Source organism: Amycolatopsis sp. NPDC104587 (assembly GCF_055583645.1).
The window spans coordinates 261,765-284,267 of record NZ_JBVJNO010000013.1 but is presented as its reverse complement, the minus strand read 5'-3'; the positions used below and the strand labels follow the sequence as shown (position 1 = coordinate 284,267).

General features: G+C 73.6%; 10 protein-coding genes. 5 read left to right on the top strand and 5 right to left on the bottom strand.

Annotation, left to right across the window (positions count from 1 at the left end; all coding sequences use genetic code 11):
- Positions 1-321: 321 nt before the first annotated feature.
- The 5 genes from ACZ61C_RS35630 to ACZ61C_RS35610 form a co-directional block, all read right to left on the bottom strand.
- Positions 322-1,416: a J domain-containing protein gene (locus tag ACZ61C_RS35630; RefSeq protein WP_465312358.1), complete on the bottom strand. Its 1,095-nt coding sequence runs from the start codon at positions 1,414-1,416 to the stop codon at positions 322-324.
- Between the two features lie 437 nt (positions 1,417-1,853).
- Positions 1,854-3,437 (bottom strand): AMP-binding protein, encoded by a 1,584-nt coding sequence (locus ACZ61C_RS35625; protein ID WP_465312290.1) that lies wholly within the window; start codon positions 3,435-3,437, stop codon positions 1,854-1,856.
- A 163-nt stretch (positions 3,438-3,600) separates the two neighbouring features.
- Positions 3,601-4,338 (bottom strand): transporter substrate-binding domain-containing protein, encoded by a 738-nt coding sequence (locus ACZ61C_RS35620; protein WP_465312289.1) that lies wholly within the window; start codon positions 4,336-4,338, stop codon positions 3,601-3,603.
- 49 nt (positions 4,339-4,387) lie between these two features.
- Complete coding sequence (locus ACZ61C_RS35615) at positions 4,388-7,789, bottom strand: aldose epimerase family protein (protein ID WP_465312288.1); 3,402 nt, start codon at positions 7,787-7,789, stop codon at positions 4,388-4,390.
- A gap of 70 nt (positions 7,790-7,859) precedes the next feature.
- On the bottom strand, positions 7,860-9,089 hold the full coding sequence (locus ACZ61C_RS35610) for a PucR-like N-terminal domain-containing protein (protein WP_465312287.1): 1,230 nt from the start codon (positions 9,087-9,089) through the stop codon (positions 7,860-7,862).
- A 246-nt stretch (positions 9,090-9,335) separates the two neighbouring features.
- On the opposite strand from ACZ61C_RS35610, the gene ACZ61C_RS35605 reads away from it, so the two are divergent.
- From ACZ61C_RS35605 to ACZ61C_RS35585, 5 genes are all read left to right on the top strand, one after another.
- Positions 9,336-11,330 carry an MMPL family transporter gene (locus tag ACZ61C_RS35605; protein ID WP_465312286.1) on the top strand — a complete coding sequence of 665 codons (1,995 nt, stop codon included), beginning with the start codon at positions 9,336-9,338 and terminating at the stop codon, positions 11,328-11,330.
- On the top strand, positions 11,327-12,724 hold the full coding sequence (locus tag ACZ61C_RS35600; RefSeq protein ID WP_465312285.1) for an MFS transporter: 1,398 nt from the start codon (positions 11,327-11,329) through the stop codon (positions 12,722-12,724). Before ACZ61C_RS35605 ends, ACZ61C_RS35600 begins: the two co-directional genes overlap by 4 nt.
- A gap of 92 nt (positions 12,725-12,816) precedes the next feature.
- Positions 12,817-14,550 carry a fatty acyl-AMP ligase gene (locus ACZ61C_RS35595; RefSeq protein ID WP_465312284.1) on the top strand — a complete coding sequence of 578 codons (1,734 nt, stop codon included), beginning with the start codon at positions 12,817-12,819 and terminating at the stop codon, positions 14,548-14,550.
- On the top strand, positions 14,547-20,921 hold the full coding sequence (locus tag ACZ61C_RS35590) for an SDR family NAD(P)-dependent oxidoreductase (RefSeq protein WP_465312283.1): 6,375 nt from the start codon (positions 14,547-14,549) through the stop codon (positions 20,919-20,921). The genes ACZ61C_RS35595 and ACZ61C_RS35590 overlap by 4 nt, the downstream gene beginning before the upstream one ends.
- Positions 20,921-22,498 (top strand): acyl-CoA carboxylase subunit beta, encoded by a 1,578-nt coding sequence (locus tag ACZ61C_RS35585; RefSeq protein ID WP_465312282.1) that lies wholly within the window; start codon positions 20,921-20,923, stop codon positions 22,496-22,498. The genes ACZ61C_RS35590 and ACZ61C_RS35585 overlap by 1 nt, the downstream gene beginning before the upstream one ends.
- The last annotated feature ends 5 nt before the right edge of the window (positions 22,499-22,503 follow it).

Genomic DNA, 22,503 nt, shown 5'->3' with positions numbered 1-22,503 from the left:
CCGGGTTCACGGGGTCCGGTCGCCTCGAACCGCGGGGGCGCGAGCGTGGCTTGTTCGGCTCGGCCGGGATCGTCGGCGGGCACCGGCCGGGTTCACGGGGTCCGGTCGCCTCGAACCGCGGGGGCGCGAGCGTGGCTTGTTCGGCTCGGCCGGGATCGTCGGCGGGCACCGGCCGGGTTCACGCGGCCCGGCCGCCTCGAACCGCCGGGGCGCGAGCGTGGCTCGCTCGGCTCGACCGGCATCGTCGGCGGCTGCTGCTGCCCGGACTGCCGAAGCGGGCTGCCCGTGGCGAGCGCCGATGCACCACCTGCGTCTCCGCGCTCACGCGGCCCGCCCGCCGCCGCCCACCACCTGGTCCCTCATCGTCCGCAGCACCTCGTGGTCCACAGTGGACGGATCCGCCGCGAGCCACTCGCCGATCTCGTGCAGGAACGTCTCCGGGGTCATCGGCGCGACCACGTCGTCGCCCGGATCGGCCGTGGTCAGGTCGCCGCTGCGGCTCGGGTACACGATCATCGCGCCGCGCAGGGCCACTCCCGGCAGCAGCTCGCGGTACGCGGCGAGGCTCTCGGCGAGCCGGCTGCCGCCGCCGCGGAACGGGCGGCCGTTGCGCAGCAGCCTGCCGTCCTCCGCCGTCTCGTAGTGGCCCGGGAGCCACAGCTTCGACTCGACCAGGACCAGGCGCTTGCCGCACAGCACCGCGTGGTCGACGTCGGCGAAGACCGAGCCCGGCCACGCGAGCCCGTGGAAGATGCGCGCGCCCGGCAGCCGGGTCAGGTACCCCTCGAGGAGGTCGGCCGTGAGCCGCTCGGCCAGCTCGTCGCGCTCGGTGCCGGGGGCGCCGAAGACCGTGCGGCCGCCGAACTCCTCGGCGTAGGCGTCGCGGGCCCGGCTGGCCCGCAGGTAGCCGCGCGCCAGCCGCTGGACGAGCAGCGCCGTCCCGGCCGTCAGCAGCAGCCAGACGACGAGCACCGGCGGCGAGAACTCCACCCCGCTGACCAGCGGAAGCAGCACCAGCACCATGCCGCCGACCGCCGCGACCACCGGCGTGTGCCCCGGCCCGCGGCGGCGGCCGTGCCGCATCCGGGTGTCCTCGCCGGCGAAGTGCCACCAGGTCAGGTCCTCGGCGTCGAGGTCGGGCAGGTCGGGGACGAACCCGGGCTCGTCGCCGAAGCGGCGCCGGGGCCGCGGGCGGACCGGGACGGGCACCACCGTGGCGCCGCCGGCGTCGTAGCGGGCGCGGCGGACCGGGTCGCCGAGGACGTCGTAAGCGTCGCGGAGCAGGCGGAACGTGCCGACCGTGCCGCCGGCGTCCGGGTGCATGGTCTTCGCCAGCCGGCGGTAGGCCGTCTTGACGTCGGCCGCCGTGGCGTCCCGGCGGATGCCCAGCACCTCGTAGTAGTCGACCTCGGGCACGCGGGCGGTCACCTCCGGATGGGCTGCGCGAAAACTTTATGGGGTCGGCTCGCGGGGCCGGGCACCGCCTCCGCGGCACGCCAGGGTGATGCTCCCGCGGCGCTGGTCAGGGCCGTGTCAGGAGTTTTACCGTTCGCGGCGGCGGGTTCGTTGCACCGGCCCCGCCCGGCTCTCCGCCGAGGTGTGACGACGTCCTCCGCGCCCGCGCGACCGCGTTCGGAGTGGTCCGTGACCGTCCACTGAGGACTGTTTGTCGCCCGGAAGTGTTGTCGCGCGGGCGATCGCCGGGTTCGCAGTGACGGTTGGTAACCGGAATTCACTCGAACAGCCGGGAACATATGTTCGAATCCGCGGCTAGGATGGAGACATGTCCCCGGCACCCCACGAACGTGACGGGCCCACCGCCACCCCACCTCGGCAGCGGGCCCGTCACCCCGTCAGCGCTCGCGCAGCAGGAACCGCTGCAGCTTCCCGCTCGCGTTGCGCGGCAGCGCGTCGACGAACCGCACCCGGCGCGGGTACTTGTACGGCGCCGCAACGGCTTTGGCGTGCTCCTGGAGTGCGTGCACGACCTCCGGGCCCGGCGTGACGCCCGGGCGCAGCACGACGAAGGCGGTCACCACGGCGCCGCGGTCCGGGTCGGGCGTGCCGACGACCGCGCACTCGTCGACGGCCGGGTGGGTCAGCAGCACCTCTTCGACCTCGGGAGCCGCGATGTTGTAACCGGAAGAGACGATCATGTCGTCGCTGCGCGCGACGAAGCGGAAGTAGCCGTCCGCGTCGCGCACGTAGGTGTCGCCGGTGAGGTTCCAGCCGTCGCGGACGTAGTCGGTCTGCCGCGGGTCGCCGAGGTACCGGCAGCCGGTCGGGCCCTGGACCGCGAGCAGGCCGGGAGTGCCGTCGGGCACCGGCTCGCCGTCGAGGCCGAGGATGGCGGCCCGGAAGCCGGGCACGACGGTGCCGGTCCGGCCGGGGCGGGCCGCCTCGTCGGCCGCGGAGATGAACACGTGCAGCATCTCCGTGCTGCCGATCCCGTCGATCAGCGGCCGGCCGGTGACCTCGCGGTACCGCTCGGCCACGGCGGCGGGCAGGGCTTCCCCGGCGGAGACGGCGCGGCGCACGCCGGCGAGCAGCGGGCCGTCGCCGGCGCCGAGGATCGCGCGGTAGGCGGTCGGCGCCGTGAACAGCACGGTCACCGCCTGCTCGGCGACGATCGAGGCCAGCTCCTTCGGCGTGGCGCGCTCCAGCAGGAGCACGGACGCGCCGGCGTGCAGCGGGAACACCAGCAGGCCGCCCAGGCCGAAGGTGAACGCCAGCGGCGGCGTCCCGCAGAACACGTCGTCGGCGACGGGCCGCAGCACGTGCCGGGAGAACGTGTCGGCGATGGCGAGCAGGTCGCGGTGGAAGTGCATCGTCGCCTTGGGCGTGCCGGTGGTGCCGGAGGTGAAGGCGAGCAGGGCGACGTCGTCGGCGGCCGTGGACACGTCGGCGAAGGCCGCCGGGTGCCGCGCGCAGCGTTCGGCCAGTTCGGCGCCGAAGGAGACCACCGGCAGGCCGGGCGGCAGCTCGTCGAGCAGGCGCTCGTCGCACAGGGCGACCGACGGGCGGGCCCGGTCGGCGATCTTGTCCAGCTCGCCGCGGCGCAGCATCGGCATCGTCGTGACCGCGACGGCCCCGGCCTTGAGGACGCCCAGCCAGCAGGCCGCGAGCCACGGCGTGTTGGCGCCGCGCAGCAGCACGCGGTTGCCGGGCACCACCCCGAGCTCGGCGGCGAGCACGTGCGCGATCCGGTTGGCGCGCGCCACGACCTCGCCATACGTCCACGTCTCGTGTGGCGACCGCAGGCACGGCCGGTCCGGGCCGAGGCGGGCGGCGGTGTGGTCGAGGAGTGCCGTCGCGGCGTTGAGCCGGTCGGGGTAGTGCAGTTCGGGCCGGTCGAACACGAGCCGGGGCCACTGCTCGAGCGGCGGCAGCCGGTCGCGGCAGAACGAGTCGGTGTGCGCGCTGGGAGTAAGCGGCATCGCAGCTCCTCGGGTCTCGGCCACGGGATCGGCCTGCACCTCAAGAAACGTAGCACTCGTTGCGACCGTCGAGAAGGCGCTATGCCGTACTCATGACGGCGGCGACGAAGAAGCGATAGCACTCCGTCGGCCGGGGACCGCGCAGGGTGACGACCGTCCGTCCTCAGTGGACGGACGAGCTGTCCGACGGCGGGGCGACGGTGGCGTCCGGCTGGTTCGCGCGGCGCAGCGACTCGGCGACGAACCCGCCGGCCTTCAGCTCCTCGACCAGCGCATGCAGGAAAGCGACGGTCTCCGGCCGGCGGTCCGGGGTCGTGGCGACGGCCTGCTGGATCTCCATGAAGCGTTCGCCGATCACCCGCGTCCCCGGGTGGGCGGCGGCGTAGGCGGTGATCGGCTGCCGGATCCCGGCGGCCGCCTCCAGGCCCTGCTCCTCGAAGACGACCACGCCGTCCTTGCCCCGCACGACCGTGGCGTGCCGGAGGGTGCGCGTCAGGTACAGGTCGTAGGCGGACCCCTCCTTGACGCCGACCCGGACGCCCTCCTGGTCCACGTCGGCCGGCGACCGGAAGGCCGAGCCGTCCGGGACGGCGAACACGCCCTCGATGAGGACATAGGGCGCGGTGAAGGCGACCTGGGCCGCGCGCGCCGGTTCGATCGCCAGGAACCCGAGGTCGGCCGCTCGCGAGGTCAGCGCCTCGAACGACCTGCGGGCGGCGTCGAAGCAGACGAACTCCACCGGAACGCCCAGCCGCGCGGCCACCTCGCGCGAGAGGTCCACGGTGACCCCGCCCGGTTCGTCCGGCGTGCCGTGGGCGAGCACGGAGTTCCCGAGGTTGACGGCGGCGCGCAGGGTGCCCGTGGGCGCGAGGTCTTCGGCGACAGCGTGAAGGTCTCCCATGATCAGCGAGGGTAACCACGGGACCGGCGACCCGGCGCCGAAGTGTTGCTCACCCCACCGCCGGCGGAGTGAGGTCGAGGCCGAGCGTCTTGCGGACGGCGAGGATGGTCTCCGTGGCGAACTTGGGGTGCAGCGCCATGCGCTGCCGGGCCAGGGCGATCAGGTGCAGGTCGGGACCGAGGCCGGGCTCCTGCAGGTCGTCGGTGAAGACGTCGAGCACCGTGGCGCACAGCAGCGCGAAACAAGCGGCGTGCCGGCGCAGCCGTTCGACCGGGTCACCCGGGTCGCCGGCGGTGGCCGGGTCGGCGAGGCGGTGGGCGAACTCGACCAGCTCCAGGGACTGGTCGACGTCCTTGAGGTGGAGGAGCTCCGCCGAGAGGCGCGTGACCTCGTCGGTGGGCGGCAGCATGTCCGCCATGCCGGCCAGGGCGTGCGCCTTGCCGCGCAGCTCGCTGCCGATCAGCCGGCGGGTGACCGTCTCCAGCGTGGGGTGGTAGACCTCGTTGGCGATGTCGACCATTTCGATGGTGTAGCGGCGGAGGTCGCGCGGCAGCCCGCCGGACAGGCAGTGGCACAGGTACCCGAACTGCTCGGGCAGCTCCGGCAGCCGCAACGTGATCCACAGGCGGCTTTCCTCGAGGGTGAAGTGCTCGACGCGGATCATTTCGGTGAACGCGCTGTCGAAGGCGTCGCGCACCGCCAGCCCGCGTTTCTCGAAGTTGAGCACCGCGTCGTCGGAGACGGACACGAAGAACAGGCAGCCCGGGACGTCGAAGATGGCTTTGATGTCGTTGATGAACTGGTGGGCCTTCTCCGGTTCGCCGATCTTGTCGAGCTCGTCGATCGCGACGACGAGCAGGCCGGCGAGCTTCTCTTCCGCCAGCCGCCGCGCGGTCGAGGTGGCGAACTCGCGGAACTTGTCGACCACTTCGGGGTGGGTGAGCTGCTGCTCGGCGCGCTGGGTGGACCAGGTCCGGCCGGCTTCGCCCTTGAGGGGCATGTTCAGCTTCCCGGACCAGCCCGTGGTGTAGGTCTGCAGGAAGCGGATCTGGTCGAGCTGCTTCTTGGCCTGCTTGCGCAGCGCGGTGATGCCGGGGGAGGTGCGGTGGCGGGCCGCGGTGAACGCGGTGCGGGCGACCGCGGCGGCCAGCACGACACCGATGTGCACCGGGGCCGTCGCCAGTACGGCCAGGGCGGCGAGACGCATCGGGGACTGGCCGGCCGTGAGCTGGGACAGGTCACGGGGAAGAGCGCGGTCGAGCAGATCGGCGATCTCGCGCGCGAACACGACGATGTCGGGCGAGCCCCAGAGCAGCATCGCGATGGCGGCCGAAACGGCGAAGTGGACCACGATCCGGGTCGCCTGGTCGAACACCCGGCGGGCGAGCCGCCGCCGGCCCGGCGCCGTCGCGGTGCCGACGTTGGCGAGGACCGCGCGGCAGAGCAGGGCGTGCAGGTGCAGAACGAACTCGCGCGCCTCGTAGTTGGCCGGCGCGGACGCGAGCACCAGGAACGGCGCCGGGTTTCCGCCGCTGCTGTGCAGGCCGGCGGTGATCGACTTGATCGCGGTCGTCTTGCCGACCCCGCGGTTGCCGGCGAGGGCCACGGCGACGGAGTCGGCGCGGTCGAGCACGCGGGTCAGGCGCCGGGTGGCCGCTGTCTGGATGATGTCGGCGCCGATCTCCTGGTAGAGGCCCGTGACCTCGCGGAAGATCAGCTTGGTCCCGAAGGTGAGCTTGCGGTTGCGCCGGATGAACTCTCCGATCGCCGGCACGACGATCTCGGCCCGCACGTCGGCCAGCCGGTCGCCGAGGCCGATGAGGTCTTCGTGCGGGACGATGCGGCCCACCTCGCCGAGGCTCGTGACGGGGAAGAGCTCCGGGACCCGGCGCAAGGCGATCCGGCCGGACATCGCGACCACCCCGGCCAGGCCGGCGGCGCCCAGCGCGGCGAGCGACCAGGAAAGCGCGGAGTAGCTGTAGACGAAGCAGGACAGGTAGGCCGCGGTGAGGCCGACCGCGGTGCCCAGCCAGAGGACCTTGGCCGGGCCCAGGTGCCGGATCCGCGGCCGCCGGGAGCCAGCGTGATCCTGGCGGGCGTATTCGTCCTGGGCCATGCGCACGCGGGCGAGGGTGGACTCGCTGGCCAGGACCGCCGCTTTGGCGTCTTCGGCGCGAAGTCCCTCCGAACGCAACGTCGCCCGGAGATCCGGGTCGGCCAGCGCGTCGTCGAGCATGACCTCGAGAGCGAGGGCCGCCGTCCACAGCTCGAAGTCGTCCGACGTCGTGACGTTCCAGTCCTGGAGCACACTGGGGCCGAGATCTCTGGGCGGTTCGTCGCTCATCGGGACATGGTGCCAACGCCGCCCGGTGCGGGTCGCCGGTTCCGCGGCAGGTGCGCCCTGTTGGCCGAACGCCGTTGTCACCCCGTGGTGACCGGTGGCTCCGCCGCCGTGGTCAGCGCGAAGGTCGTCTCCTGGTGGTAGACCTCGCCCGGGCGCAGGACCGTGCTCGGGAAGTCCGGCCGGTTCGGCGAGTCCGGGAAGTGCTGCGGCTCCAGCGCGAACACCGCGCCGCGGCGGGGCAGCCGGTTGCCCGCGTAGAACTGGAGCCCCGGCTCGGTGGTCGTCATCGTCAGCAGCCGGCCGGACGCCGGGTCCCAGGCCTGGGCCGCCCGCGGGCCGTCGAGCACCCAGTTGCGGTCGTAACCGCCGGCTATCGCCAGCTGCGGGTCGGGCCGGTCCAGGCGGGCGCCGATCGGGGCCGGGGTGCGGAAGTCGAACGGCGTGCCGTCGACCGGGGCCGGGGCCTGGGCGCGGGATCTGGCCGGCGTCCGTGGGGCAGAACCGGCTCGCGTTCAGCGTCAGCCACTGCGCGTGGACGTCGCCGGCGCCGGCCAGGTTCCAGTACGTGTGGTTGGTCAGGTTGACCACCGTCGGCGCGTCCGCCTCCGCCCGGTAGGTGAGGGTCAGCCCGCCCGCGGTGAGGCCGTACGTCACCTCGGCTGTGAGCCGGCCGGGGTAACCCTGGTCGCCGTTCGGGCTGACCAGGGTGAGCCGCAGCCCGTCGGCGACCTCGGCCGCGGACCACACGCGCGTGTCGAACCCGGCCGGGCCGCCGTGCAGGCTGTTCTTGCCGTCGTTCAAGGGCACGCGGTGCAGGACGCCGTCGAGGGTGAAGGCGCCGCCGGCGATCCGGTTGGCGTACCGGCCGATCACCGCGCCGAGGAAGACCCGCGCCGCGCCCGGCCGGTTGTTCGCGACGTACCCCGCGAGATCCGGATGGCCCAGGACGACGGTGCCCGGCCGGCCCCGGCGGTCCGGCGCCTCCAGCGACTGGATGACGCCGCCGTAGTCGAGCACGCGCACGGTCAGCTCGCCGCGGGTCAGGGTGTACCGGTGGACGTCGGTGTCGCCGTCGCGGCCGAAGAGCTCGCGGGTCACCAGAGTCATCGGATCGCCCTCCCGCACGCTGTTAGCGCTAACATCGTGCCGGAACTCCAAGTTCCGCCCGTCGGCGAGGTCAAGCCTCCGGCTGGGTGCCCAGCAGCTGGTGCGCGCGCAGCGCCATCTGGATCTCCAGCCGGTGCGCGGGGTCGCCGAGCCGTTCGCCGAAGAGGTCGCTCAGCTGGCTCACGCGGTACCGCACCGTCTGCGGATGGATGCCCAGGGCCTGCGCGATGTCGGGCGTGTTCCCGTTGTGCTCCAACCAGCTCAGCAACGTCTCGGCCAGCCGGACCTGCTGCTTCACCGTCAGGCCCGCGAACGGCGCGAGCGTTTTCGCCGACAGCTCGTCGAGCAGGAACCGGTCGGCGAGCAGCCAGTGCGTCGCCAGGTGGTCGGCCGTGTGCGTCACGGCGCGATCGTCGATGATGCCGCGCCGGACCAGGTCGAGCGTGCGGCGGGCCCAGCGCAGCGACGTCGCCGCGTCGGCCGGCCGGACCCGCGGGCCCACCGCGGCACGCCAGCCCGGCAGGCGGCCTTCGAGCCCGCGCAGGTCGCGTTCGGGATGCGGGGTCAGCAGACAGGGCTCGGTGCTTTCGAGGTCGAGCAGGACGTCGTCGGCGACGTGCGGGCCCGGAGTCAGGTCCTGGTCGGTCCGCGGGTCGAGCGCGACGACCGTGACCCACTCCGGCATGGTCCACTTCGCGGCTTTCGCCGTCGTCACGATCGTCGCCGGCGACGACGGCGGGGTGGCCAGCAACAGCTCGAGCAACCGGCGCCGGCGGCGTTCGAGCGTGCCCGTCGCCATCGCCTGCGCGAGCGTGTACCCCTCCACCGAATACGACGAAATCTCGTCCACGTAAGCAAAAATGGCTTCCGCGCCGACGCAGAGCACGGCCGCCGGGAAGCGGTGCGCCTGCCCGAGTTCCGCGACGTAGCGCCACGCCGCGCGCCCGCCCGCGCGGTAGGCGGCCTGCAGCGAGTTCAGGCTGCCGCCGTCGTGGTGGACACGTTTGCCGACCTCCATGAACAGCGGCGCCCAGTTGTCCTGTGTGGACGCGAGCTCCTCGATGCTGTCGAGGCAGCTGACGACGGCGTGCTCGATCGCCAGCACGATGATCTTGCCGAACTCGCCTTCGAGGGGCTTGGCGTATTCGGGCACGGCGCGCTGGATCTCTTCCAGGATCCGGCGGGCGAGCGGGTCGGCGTGCGGCCGGAACCGGCGCGCGAACTCCGTCGGCAGCGAACACCACAGCTGCCGCGCGCGGCCGGAGCCCCGTGGGTGGGGGACGGTGACCGTCCGGGTCATTTCCCACCCCTTTCCGCATCGGCGCGGACGTCCATGTACTCACACGGAAACACCGCTTGGCAACCGCCGGGCCCGGTTCTGTCACGCGGGACCCAACTGCCGCGCCGGGGTTTGTCACCTGTCCGACAAGCGGCGGAACACTCATCACCACAAGGGTTTTCGCGTGCCGATTTGTGGTCCCGGTCCGTATCTTCATACGCCGTCCGGTTGTTAGCGTGATCAACCACGCGACCGGAAGGAGACGGGATGAAAACGCTCGTTTCGTGGTCGTTCCGCCGGGCCGGTGCGGTGGTTTTCCTGTGGCTGACCGCACTCGGCGGGCTCGGTTTCGCCGTGCTGCACACCGGTGCGGCCTTCCGCGACACGGTGGCGCTGCCCACTGCGGACAGCACCGCGGCGGCGAACCTGCTGCGCGGCGCCGGAGCGGCCGGCGACGAGGAACGGGTGGTCGTCCGCCCGTCGGACGGCACGGTCGACTCCGGCACGGTCCGCGTCCGGGTCGACGCCTTGGTCACCCGGCTGGCGGCGCTCCCGCACGTCGTGTCCGTCACGCCCGGTGAGGTGTCCGGCGACCGCCGGACCGCAGTGCTCACCGTCCGGTTCGACGCGCCGGCCGCGGACCTCGGCCAGGGCCCGGCCGACGCGCTGGCCGCCGTGGTCCGTGACGCGGACGGCCTCACCGCCGGCGCCGCGGGTGAGCTCGCCGGGATGACGGCCGCCGCGCCCGACCTGGGCAACGCCGGGATCGGCCTGCTCGCCGCGGCTCTTGTCCTATTGGCCGCCTTCGGGTCCCTGAGCTGTGTGCTGCTCCCGGTCCTCACCGCGTCGGTTTCGGTCGGCTGCGCGCTCGCCGTGGTGACGCTGTTGTCGCACGTCATGACCGTGCCGAAGATCAGCACCGAGATCGCCGCGCTGCTGGGGCTCGGCGTCGGCGTCGACTACGCGCTGTTCGTGCTCACCCGGTTCCGGCAGGGCCGCCGGGAAGGCGCGGAACCGGCGGTGGCGCTGGCCGCCGCGGCGGCGACGTCGGGCCGCAGCGTCGTTTTCGCCGGGCTCACCGTGAGTGTCTCGCTGGCCGGGATGCTGACCGTCGGCATGCCGTTCCTCGACGGGATCGCGGTGGCCGCCGTGGTTTCCGTGCTGCTGACCGCGTCGGCCGCGTTGACGCTGCTGCCCGCGTTGCTGCGGCCGGTCGCGCGCCGGATGCGCGTCGCGGGGGACGGCACCGGCGCCCGCTGGGCCCGGCTCGCGCGTTCGGTGACCGCGCGGCCCGGTCCGTACACGCTCGCCGCGCTGCTGGTGGTCGCCGTGCTCGCGCTCCCGATGACCGGGCTGCGGCTCGGGGTGCCGGACGCCGCCCACGACCCGCCCGGCAGCGTCACGAAGACCGCCGCGGAGCTGCTGGACACCGGGTTCGGCCCGGGCGCCGCCACTCCGCTGCTGGTGACCGGCACCGGCGACGGGTCCGTCGGGACGCTCCGGGAAGCGCTGCGGGCCCGGGCCGACGTCGGCCCGCCCACTCCGCTGCCCGGCGGCTGGCTGCTCACGGTGGTCCCGCGGACCGCGTCCGACGATCCGGCCACCGGGGAGCTGCTGGCCTGGACGCGGACGATGGCCACCACCCTCGGCGGCCCGGACACGCACGTCGGCGGGCTCGTCGCGGCCCGGGCCGACTTCTCGGCGGCGATCACCGCGCGGCTGCCGTTGTTCCTCATGAGCGTTGTCGGCCTTTCGGTGCTGGTGCTCGCCTGGGTGTTCCGCAGTGTGCTGATCCCGGTGACGGCGGCGGTGATGAACCTGCTGACCGCCGCGGCGACGACGGGCGCGGTCGTGGCCGTGTTCGGCGCGCCGGTCGAGCCCTATCTGCCGGTGTTCCTCTTCGCCGGGCTGTTCGGGCTGTCGATGGACTACGAGGTCTTCCTGATCGCGCGGATCCAGGAGGCGTGGCGCCGCCACGGGGACACGCGGGCAGCGGTGGTCGACGGCGTCGCGGCGACCGGGCGGACCATCACCGCGGCCGCGCTGATCATGGCGCTGGTGTTCGTGTCGTTCGCCTTCGTGGACGCCCGGGTCGTGCGGGAGGCGGGGGTGGGACTGACCGTCGCCGTGCTGCTCGACGCGGTGGTCGTCCGGTGTGTGCTCGTGCCCGCGGTGATGGCCCGCCTGGGCGCCGCCAACTGGTGGTTCCCACGCCGACGTCGGGCTGTGGTCACCCGCGAGCTCATCGGGAGCTCCCGATGACGCGCCGGTTCCCGACGCTGGTGCTGGTCGCGCTCGGGGCGTTCGTCACCACCCTCGACAACACGATCGTCGCGGCGGGCGCGCCCTCGATCGCGCGGGACCTCGTGCTGGACCTCGGGGCGCTGCAGTGGGTCGCGCTCGGGTACATGCTGCCGTTCGCGGGTCTGCTGCTGGTCGCCGGCACGCTGGTGGACCGCTGGGGCCGCCGCGCGACGCTCGCCGCGGGCCTGCTCGCGTTCGGCCTCGGTGCGGCCCTCGGCGGGCTGGCCGGTTCGGTCGAGGTGCTCGTCACGGCCCGGGTGCTGCAGGGGACGGCGGCCGCGTTCCTGGTGCCGGGCCTGCTGAGCCTGCTGCGCACGAACCTCGACGCTCGCGGCCGGACGCTCGCCGCGGCGGTGTGGACGGCCTGCCTGGCCGCAGCGCTGGCGCTCGGCCCGGCGCTCGGCGGCGTGCTGAGCGCGTCGCTCGGCTGGGGCTGGATCTTCTTCGTGAACCTGCCGTTCGTCGCGGTGATGCTCGTGCTGGTCCCGGCCGCCGTGCCCCGCGGCCGGGACCCGGATGCCCCGCGTCCGGCGACCGGACCCGTGATCGTCGTGACGGCGAGCCTGGTCCTGGTCACGGCGGCGTTCGTCCAGTCCGGAACCGCGCTCGCGGTGCCGCTGCTCGTCGCGGGTGTCGCGCTCGGCGCCGGGTTCGTGGTCCGGGAACGGCGGGCTCACGACCGGCTCGTGCCGGCGGCCCTGACCGGCAACCGGGTGTTCGTCGGCTCGCTCGCCGTGCAAGTGCTGTGGGGACTGGGAATCTCCGGTGTCTTCTTCTTCACGCCTTTGCTGCACCAGGAGTTCCTCGGGCTCGACCCGGTCGGCGCCGGGCTGCCGCTCGTGCTGGTGGCGGCGGCGGTGCTGGCCGCGACCCCGCTGGTGCCGGGCGCGGTGGCGCGGTTCGGTCCACATCGGACTGTCGCGGGCGGGCTCACGGTCGTCGGCGCCGGGCTGCTGGCGCTCGCCGCCGTGAACCACATCGCCGCGATTTCCCCGCGGATGCCCGGACTGGTGCTGATCGGGGCCGGGTCGGCATTCACGACGCCGTTGACCTCGCACGCGCTGGACGTTGTCGCCGAGCGGTACTCCGGCACGGCGTCCGGGCTGCTGAGCGCGTCCCGCGAGCTGTCGAGCGCGCTGGGGGTGGCGCTCATCGGCGCCGTGCTGACCGCGGTGCGGGGAATACGGCTCGACGCGGGCGCGGCGCCCGGGACGGCGTTGGCCGGTGGGTACACCGCCGGGCTGCTCGCCGCGGCGGTCCTGACCCTAGTCGGCGCGCTGCTGGCCGTGCGGGTGGTGCGCACCCCTTCCGCCACAACCTCGTCGCCGCGTGACAAACGCGCGGTGCCGTAACCCGTTTCCCCGTGAGCATCCGAGATCGCCCGATTGACAATGTCCGCCGGAAACCTCTTCACTGCGCCGGTAAACGCTATCTGCGAGGGACCATGGAAACCATTTCCGAGCCGCTTCCCGTCACCGGGGGAACGGACGGCGACGCCGAATCGTTCGCGACCCTGTTGAGCCATTGGGCGCGGGTCCTCGGCGACGAGGTCGCGCTGACCCACCTGGACCACCGCGTGTCCGCGGACGGCCGGGCGAACACGCTCACCTGGCGTCAGCTCGACGAGCGCGTCGACGCGGTTGCCGCGCGGTTGAGCGAAATCGCCGCGCCGGGGGAGCGGGCGGCGGTGCTCGCCGGGCAGTCCGCCGGCTACGTCATCGGGTTCCTCGGCGCGCTCCGGGCGGGCCTCGTCGCCGTGCCACTGTTCGCGCCCGGCCTGCCCGGGCACGCGGGCCGGCTGACCGCGGCACTCGCGGACTGCACCCCGCGAGTCGTGCTCACCACGACCGACGAGGTCGACGTCGTGCGTGCGTTCACCGGCGGTCCGGCGGTGGTCGCCGTCGACGCACTGGCTCCGGTCCCGCCGCGCGACTGGCCCCGGCCGGATCCGGATGCGCCGGCGTACCTGCAGTACACGTCGGGGTCCACCCGCTCGCCCGCCGGGGTTGTGCTGACCCACCGCAACGTGCTCGCGAACGCTCGTCAGGCGTGCGCCGCGTACGGCGCCGAAGCGCGGACGACCTCGACGGTCAGCTGGCTGCCGCTGTTCCACGACATGGGCCTGATCCTCGGCATCGGCGCGCCGATGGCCGGCGGCATGGCGTCGCTCCTGCTGGACCCGCTGGCGTTCCTCGAACGGCCGTCGCGGTGGCTGCGTGCGCTTTCCGCGAGCCCCGGCGCGATCAGCGCCGCGCCCAACTTCGCCTACGCCTACAGCGCTTCCCGCGTCACCGAGGCCGAGAAGAGCTACCTGGACCTGAGCCGGGTCGTGTCGCTGATCAACGGCAGTGAGCCGGTGCTGCCCTCGACGATCGCGAAGTTCCAGGCCGCGTTCGCAGAGTGCGGGTTGCGGCCCGAGGCACACCGGTCGTCCTACGGCCTGGCCGAAGCCACCGTCTTCGTTTCTGTTACCGACGCCGGGAACCCGGCGCGGCAGGCCACGTTCGACCGGGCCCGGCTGGCCGCCGGGTTCGCCGAGCCTGCCGCCCCGGGCGCGTCCGCGACCACGCTCGTCTCGTGCGGCCGCCCGGTCGGCCAGCGTGTCCGCGTCACCGACCTCGAGACCGGTTCGGAGGTCAAGCCGGGCGAGGTCGGCGAGATCCGGGTCAGCGGCCCGAACGTCGGCCGCGGGTACTGGGGCCGGCCCGACGCGTCGGCGGCCACGTTCGGCCTGCCGCCGCTCGACCCGGACACCGGCGCGGGCTGGCTGGCGACCGGCGACCTCGGCGTGGTGGTCGACGGCGAGCTGTTCGTGACCGGCCGGCTGAAGGACCTCGTGGTCGTCGACGGGCGCAACCACTACCCACAGGACGTCGAGCAGACCGTGGAGGACGACCCCGCGGTCCGCCCGCATTCGGCCGCGGTGCTCGCGATCGACGGCGCCGACGGGGAAACCGCGGTCGTCGTGCTGGAACGGGCCAAGGACAGCGATGCCGACGTCACCGAAGCGGCGGCCGCGCTGCGTTCGGCGGTGTCGGCCGGGCACGGCCTGCGGCTGCACGACGTCGTTTTCCTGCCACCCGGCGAAGTTCCGCGCACGTCGAGCGGCAAGATCAGCCGGGCGCGGTGCCGGGAGTCCTATCTGGACGGTTCGCTGGCTTCGCGGCGGCTGGGATGAACGCCGGTGAGATCCGCGCCTGGCTCGTCGCCCGGGTCGGCGCGGTGGACCCCGACCGTCCCCTGAGCGAGACGGGACTGTCCTCGAGGGACGCGACGAGCCTCGCCGCCGACCTCGGTGCTGTGCTGGGCCGCCCGCTGCCGGTGACGCTGGTCTGGCAGTACCCGACGATCAACGCTCTTGCGACCCATCTATCCACTGTGGATCCTTCGGTGGCGGCTGCTTCGCCGGTGGTGGAGGGGGAACCGATCGCGATCGTCGGCCTCGGCTGCCGTCTGCCGGGCGGAATCGACTCCCCGGACGCCTTCTGGCGGTTCCTCGACGCCGGCGGTGACGGCATCGGCGACGTCCCGGAGGGGCGCTGGGAGACGTTCGCGCCCGCCGAAGACTTCGCCGATGTGCCGCCGCGCGGGGGTTTCCTCGCGGACGTCGCCGGGTTCGACGCCGCGTTCTTCGGCATCACCCCGCGTGAGGCCGAGGCGATGGACCCGCAGCAGCGGATCGTCCTGGAGGTCGCCTGGGCGGCGCTGGAGCACGCCGGGATCCCGCCGTCGAGCCTGCGGGGCAGCCGGACCGGGGTGTTCGTCGGGCTGTCGGCGACCGAGTACGGCTCGCTGACGATGACCGACGTCGCGGGGGTCGACGTCTGGTCCGGCACGGGCGCGGCGGCGAGCATCACCGCGAACCGGCTTTCGTACCTGCTCGACCTGCGCGGGCCCAGCCTGACGCTCGACACGGCGTGTTCGTCTTCGCTGGTGGCCGTGCACCAGGCGGTGCAGAGCCTGCGGCTCGGCGAGAGCGAGACCGCGCTCGCCGCCGGGGTGAACGTGCTGCTGTCACCCGGCATCACGGCGGGCTTCCACCGCGCCGGGGTGCTCGCCGCGGACGGCCACTGCAAGCCGTTCGACGCCGCCGCCGACGGCATCGTCCGGGGTGAGGGCTGTGGGGTGGTGGTGCTCAAGCCACTGCGGGCGGCGCGGCGCGCGGGCGACCGGGTCCTGGCGGTGATCCGCGGCAGCGCGGTGAACTCCGACGGCCGGTCCAACGGCCTGACGGCGCCCAACCCGGAAGCCCAGGCAGCCCTGCTGCGCGACGCCTACGCGGCGGCGGGCGTCGAGCCGTCCTCAGTGGACTACGTCGAGGCGCACGGAACAGGGACGCCACTGGGCGACCCGCTCGAAGCGGGCGCGCTGACGGCGGTGCTCGGGAGCGGGCGCCCGCCCGAGCGGCCGTTGCTGGTCGGTTCGGTGAAGAGCAACCTCGGCCACCTCGAAGGCGCGGCCGGGATCACCGGGCTGGTCAAGGTGGTGCTGGCCATGCTGAACCGGCGGGTGCCGGCGAGCCTGCACTTCCGGTCACCGAACCCGCACGTGGATTTCAGGGGGTTGCGGGTGGCCGGCGAGGCGGCGGAGTGGCCGCGGTATTCGGGCGTGGCGCGGGCAGGGGTGTCGGCGTTCGGGTTCGGCGGGACCAATGCGCACGTGGTGCTGGAGGAGTGGCCGGCGGCTTCGTTCCCGGTGCGGGCCGATGTGGATGGTCCGCAGGTGTTCGCGCTCTCGGCCCGGTCGGCAGAGGCGCTGCGGGCGCGGGCGGGGGAGCTGGCGGAGTGGTTGGCGGCGCGGGAGATGCCCCTCGGGGCGGTGGCCTCGACGCTGGCTCATCGGCGGGAGCACCTATCGGTGCGCGGCGCGGTGGTCGGTGCGGGCCGCGGGGATGTGGTCGGCGCGTTGAGGGAGCTGGCGGCCGGTGGTGGTGTGGTCGCGGACATCCGTGATGTGGCCGGGCGGGTGGAACCTGGCGCCGCGGCCGCTGCTGGTTCGACCGAGCCCCAGGGCACGGGCGCTCGTACTGCCGAGTCGGTGGACGGGGCCGGTCGCTGCACTGCCGCTGGTGGCGCTGCTGGTCCGGCCGAGCTCCGCGCCGAACCGCCTGCCGCGGTCGCCGATCCTGGTGTCGTCTTCGTCTTCTCCGGCTACGGCTCCCAATGGCACGGCATGGGCCACCACCTCCTCCACTCCGAACCCGCCTTCCGCGCCGAAGTCGAATCGCTCGACCCCGTCTTCCGAACCGAAACCGGCACCTCCCTCCACGACCTCCTCACCCAAGAACGAACCGACCTCGCCAAAACCCAGCTGGCCCTCTTCGGCATGCAACTCGCCCTGGCCGGACTCTGGCGCGCCCACGGCATCACCCCCGCCGCCGTGCTCGGGCACTCCATGGGTGAAGTCGCCGCCGCCGTTGTCGCCGGGGCGCTCGATGTCCGGAACGGCCTGCGCGTCATGACCAGCCGGGCCCGCCTGCTCGCCGAACTCGACCAAGGTGGTGATGGCGCGATGGCCGTCGTCGAGCTGTCCCCGGCCGAGCTGGCGAAGTTCCCCGAGGTCACCGTCGCCGTCTACGCCTCTCCGACCCAGTGCACCGTCACCGGCGCCGCCGCCCAGGTCGATGCCCTCGTCGACCACGCCGAAAGCCTCGGCAGGCTCGCCCGGCGGCTGCCCGTCGGCGGGGCCGGCCACTCGGCCGCCGTCGATGCCGTGCTCGGGCGGTTCCGCGACACCCTCGCGGGCCTGACCGCCGGGAAGCCGGAAATCCCTTGTTACACCAGCGTTCTCGACGATCCCCGCGAAACACCCGCCTTCGACGTCGAGTACTGGGCGGCGAACCTGCGCCGTCCGGTGCGGTTCAGCCAGGCCCTCGACACCGCCGCGGCCGATGGGCACCGGGTGTTCGTCGAAGTCTCGCCGCACCCGGTGGCCGCCGCCGCGATCGAGCAGACCACCGGGGAACCCTGCCTGCCCTCGGCCAGTCGCCGGGTCGACGAACGGGTCGCCTTCCTCACCAGCCTCGCCCGGCTGTACGTCCGCGGTGAAGCGGATCTCGCCGGCCGCCCGCGGACGCCCGTCGTCGAGCTGCCCGGTCCGGTCTGGCGTCACGAACGATTCTGGCCGCGACGCATCCCGCGCACCGGCACTGGCCATCCACTGCTGGGTGTCCACATCGAACAACCCGGCGGAAACACCCACCTCTGGCGCGCCGACGTCGGCACGGCGGTGCTGCCCTGGCTGGCCGACCACACCGTCGGAGGCACGCCCGTCTTCCCGGCCACCGGCTTCCTCGAACTCGCGCTCGCCGCCGGCGGGCACGTCCGTGACCTCGAGCTGCGCGAGGTCCTCCCGCTGGCTGAGCACACCGAGGTGACGACCACCCGCACCGGGACCGAGCTGAGCGTGCACGCCAAGTCCGCCCACGGCGAGTGGATCCGGCACGCCACCGCCCGCCTCGGCAGCGGCGGCACGCCGTCGGCGCCGTTCGGCGAGGTCACGGGGGAGCCCGTCGACCTCTACCGCGTGCTGGCTGACCTGGGCCAGTCCTACGGCCCGGTCTTCCGCGGCCTGCGCCGGGTGACCGCCACTCCCGGACGCGCGTCGGCGGCGATCGTGCTGCCGGAGGCCGACCATCCCGCCTACGTGCTGCACCCCGCGCTCGCCGACGCCTGCCTGCACGCGCTGGCCGCGGCCGTCGGTCAGGCGGACGCGCTCTACCTGCCGCTCACCGTGGGCGAAGTCGTCGTCGCCGGGGATCCGCGCAAGGGGGTGCGGGTCGACGCCGTCCTCGGTTCGGTCGATCCCTCCGGGGACGGCCTGCTCGGCAGTGTCCAGCTGGTCGACGCCGGGGACGCCGTCCTGGTGGAGTTCCGGGACGTCTACTGCCGCCGGTTCCGGGACGCGGCCCTGGCCCGGCTGCTGTTCGAAGCGACCTGGCAGCCGGCCGACCTGCCCGCGGCCGGACACGAGCCGAACTGGATCATGCTCGACGGCGAGGGCCTCGAAAACCGCGCTGAACTCGCGAAGCAGCTACGCGAGAAGGAACCGGCCGCGGTGGTCGCGCTGCTCGGCGGGACGACCGCGCCGGACCCGGCCCGTGCCGCCCGGCTGGTCGTGACGCTGTCCGGCATCACCGCCGAGCTGGCCGAACTCCCGGCGCCGCCGCGGTTGTGGCTGGTCACCGCGGGCGCGCAGAGCATCGAACCCGGCGAGCGCGGCGATCCCGGCGTGGCGGCGCTGCGCGGGCTGGTGCGCGTGCTCGCCTTCGAGCACCCCGAGCTCCGCGTGAGCCAGGTCGACTTCGACGGCGAACCGGACCCGGCCCGGCTCTGGGCGAGCCAGCTGCGGGACGAGGTCTCCGCGGACGGCCCGGACGACGAAGTCGCCTGGCGCGAAGGCATCCGTCACACCCGCCGCCTGGTCCGGCCGGAGCTCGGCGACCCGCTGCGCGAGCCGGTCCGCGACGGTGCCTACGTCATCACCGGTGGACTCGGTGGCCTCGGGCTGGCTGCGGCGAAGTGGCTGGCCGGCCGCGGGGCGACGCGCTTGGTGCTCTGCAGCCGCCACCCCGCCGACCCGGGCCTGGACGACCTGGGCGTCGACGTCCGGGTGGTGGCCGGGGACATCGCCGAGCCCGGAACGGCCGAGGCGCTGGTCGCGGCCGCCACCGACGGCGGTGTGCCGTTGCGCGGAGTGCTGCACGCAGCCGGTGTGCTGGCCGACGGCGCGGCGATCACGCTGGACGCGGACGCGCTCGAAGCCGTCTGGCGGCCGAAGGCGCTCGGCGCCTGGCGGCTGCACGAGGCGACCGCCGGGCACGATCTCGACTGGTGGCTGGTCTATTCGTCCGCGGCCGCATTGTTCGGCTCGCCGGGCCAGGCCGCGTACGCCACCGCGAACGCGTGGACCGACGCGCTGGTCACCTGGCGCCGGGCCCAAGGACTCCCCGCGGCGACCATCGGCTGGGGCGCCTGGGGTGAGATCGGCGCCGCGGCCGGGTCGCGCAACCCGGTCCTCGAGCCGCTCGGCACCGAGGAAGCGCTCTCCGCCCTCGGCGCCGTCCTGGCGCGCGACCGCGCGGCGACCGGCGTTGCCCGGGTGGCCGCCGAGACGGTGCTGGAGCTGTTCCCGCGGCTGGCCGAACGGCCGTTCTTCGCCCTCTTCACGCCGGAGCCCACGGAGTCCACTTGGGACGGTCTGGAGTCGGTGCGTGGCAGGTCGAACGAAGCTGCGCGGGCCGCGATGGCCGACCACCTGGCCGAGCTCGTCGCGGGCCTGCTGGGGTACGCCGAGGTCGACCGGAACGTGCCGCTGACCCGGCTCGGGCTCGACTCGCTGTCGGCGATGCGGGCGAGGGGCGCGGTCGAACGCGACTTCGGACTGCCGTTGCCGATCCCGTTGCTGCTGCGCGGGGCGAGCCTGGCGGAGCTGGCCGGTCACCTCGCCGAGCAGGCCGGTTTCGGCACGTCGGACCCGGCCGAGCCCGGGGGAGCGGGGCCGCGCGACCCGGCCGAGCGCTGGGTCGCCCGCCACTGGCAGGCCGAACTGGGTGGTCCGGAACCCGGGGTGCACGACGACTTCTTCGCCGTGGGCGGGGATCCCGGACGCGCGCGGCGGCTGCGCGCGGTGTTCGCTGAGCAGCTCGGCGCGGTGCCCGCCGTCGACCGGCTGTTCGCCACGCCGACGGTCGCCGCGCTGGCCGACCTGCTGCGGGCCGAGCTGGAAGGCCACGGCGACGGGCCGGTGCGGCTGCTGCGCGACGGCGTCGGGGAGCCGGTGTTCCTGTTCCACCCGGCCGGGGGGCCGACGAGCGTCTACCGCGAGCTCGTCCGGCTGCTCCCTGAAGGCCAGCCGGTGTACGGGTTCGAGCGGATCGACGACGAGGACACCGTCGAAGCCAAGGCGGCGTGTTACACCGAGCTGATCCGGGAGATCCAGCCGCACGGGCCGTACCGGCTGGGCGGCTGGTCGTTCGGCGGCTGCCTCGCCTACGAGACGGCACGGGTGCTGACGGCGGCGGGCGAGCCGGTCGAGCTGGTGTTCCTGATCGACACGATCCTGCCGCTGCCCGCGCCCGGGAAACCGGTGGGGGAGCTGCTGCTCGACCGCTTCGACCGGTTCGCCGCGCACATCTCGCGCACCTACGGCGTGCCGTTCGCGGTTCCACGCGAGGAGCTCGCGCGGCTGGACGAGGCCGCCCAGATCCGCTGGGTGATGGACCGGCTGGCCGCGCAGGTGCCGGACCTGGGGCCGGGCGTGCTGCGGCACCAGTACGAGTCCTATGTGGACGCCCGGGTCGCCGAACGGTACACCCCGGTCCGCTACGACGGCCGGGTGCTGCTGCTGCGGGCGCGGGACCCGCACCCGCTCACGACCGCGCTCGACCCGCGCTACCTGCGCACCGACCCGGCCCTCGGCTGGGACGAGCACTGCGCCGGCCTCGAGGTCGTGCGGGTGCCCGGCGACCACGTCTCGATGATCGACCCGCCCCACGTGGCGGAGCTGACCGGAGCGCTGGCGGAGAGACTCGAAGTGGGGGTGCGCTGATGGACGAGCTCAGGCCGACCACGGCCTTCCGGATCGCCGACCTCGCGGCGCGGCAGGACGAAGTCGTCCGGATCGCCGAGAAGCGGGCCGTCGACCGGCAGCACGCCAAGGGCAAGCTGACCGCGCGGGAACGGATCGGGCTGCTGCTCGATCCCGGGTCGTTCGTCGAGCTGGACCAGTTCGCGCGGCACCGGTGCGCGGAGTTCGGGATGGACGCCAACCGGCCGTGGGGCGACGGCGTCGTCACCGGGCACGGCACCGTCGACGGACGGCAGATCTGCGTGTTCTCGCAGGACTTCAGCGTCTTCGGCGGCAGCATGGGCGAGGTCTCCGGCGAGAAGGTCCTCAAGGTGATGGACCTGGCCATGAGCATCGGCTGCCCGGTCGTCGGGATCAACGACTCGGGCGGCGCGCGCATCCAGGAAGGCGTCGTGTCGCTGGCGTACTACGCCGAGCTGGGCCGGCGCAACGCGCACGCTTCGGGTGTCGTCCCGCAGATCTCGATGATCATGGGCCCGTGTGCCGGCGGCGCGGTCTACGCGCCGGCGATCACCGACTTCACCGTGGTGGTCGAGGGAACTTCGCACATGTTCGTCACCGGCCCGGACGTCGTCCACGCCGTCACCGGCGAGCGGGTCACCGCGCAGGAGCTCGGCGGCGCGGCCGTCCAGAGCGAGGTCGCCGGCAACGCCCACCACCGGGCCGCCGACGAGGAGGACGCGATCGAGTGGGTGCAGACCCTGCTCGGGTACCTGCCGTCGAACAACCTCGACACCGGCCCGGAGTACGCCGACGACACCAGCGCCACCGTCACCCCGGCCGACCTCGAGCTCGACCGGCTGGTGCCCGACTCGCCGAACCAGACCTACGACATGGCCGAGCTGATCGTCCGGTTGGTCGACGACGGCGAGTACACCGAGGTGCACAGCGGCTTCGCGCCCAACATGATCTGCGCGTTCGGCCGGGTCCAGGGCCGCACGGTCGGGGTGGTGGCGAACCAGCCGCGGCACGCGGCCGGCGTGATCGACATCAACGCGTCCGAAAAGGCCGCCCGGTTCGTGCGGTTCTGCGACGCGTTCACCATCCCCCTGCTCACCCTCGCCGACGTCCCGGGTTACCTGCCGGGCACGGACCAGGAGCGCGGCGGGATCATCCGCCGCGGCGCCAAGCTGATCTACGCCTACTCCGAGGCGACGGTGCCGAAGGTGACCGTGGTCGTCCGCAAGGCCTACGGCGGCGGGTACGCCGTGATGGGCTCCAAGCACCTCGGCGCCGATGTCACGATGGCCTGGCCCACGGCGGAGATCGCGGTGATGGGCGCCGAGGGCGCGGCGCAGGTGCTCTACCGGCGGGAGCTGGCGAAGCTGCCGCCCGAGCGGCGCGCCGCCGCCCACCGGCAGCTCACCGAGGAGTACCGCAAGCGCCACGCGGGCCCGTACCTGGCGGCCGAACGCGGGTACGTCGACCAGGTCGTCACGCCGTCGCAGACGCGCCTGCTGGTGGCCCGCGCCCTGCGGACGTTGCGCACCAAACGGCAGACCCTGCCGGCCAGGAAACACGGAAACATCCCCCTGTGAAGGAG